The organism is Trabulsiella guamensis ATCC 49490, assembly GCF_000734965.1.
Lineage (GTDB): Bacteria > Pseudomonadota > Gammaproteobacteria > Enterobacterales > Enterobacteriaceae > Trabulsiella > Trabulsiella guamensis.
The window spans coordinates 1-340 of the sequence record NZ_JMTB01000243.1; the positions used below are offsets into that span (position 1 = coordinate 1).

At 51.8% G+C, this 340-nt stretch carries 2 tRNA genes; both read left to right on the top strand.

From position 1 onward, the window contains the following. Positions 1-22 precede the first annotated feature (22 nt). A tRNA-Ile gene (locus tag GTGU_RS23760) sits at positions 23-99 on the top strand. Between the two features lie 107 nt (positions 100-206). Next, positions 207-282 (top strand) — tRNA-Ala (locus tag GTGU_RS23765). Positions 283-340: the final 58 nt, after the last annotated feature.

Consider the following 340-nt stretch of genomic DNA (forward strand, 5'->3'; position numbering starts at 1 on the left):
TTACAGCAGTAAAAATCTCTGCAGGCTTGTAGCTCAGGTGGTTAGAGCGCACCCCTGATAAGGGTGAGGTCGGTGGTTCAAGTCCACTCAGGCCTACCAAATTCTTGCTGATGCTGCGTTGTGGCGACACTCACATACTTCAGTATGCTTCGTGTCACCACGCCTTGCCTCAACAAGAATTGCGGTTCATGAGGTTTGACTACGATGGGGCTATAGCTCAGCTGGGAGAGCGCCTGCTTTGCACGCAGGAGGTCTGCGGTTCGATCCCGCATAGCTCCACCATCTTTTACTGCGACACAAGAAAACTTCAGAGTGTGCCTGAAAAGGTTCACTGCGAAGT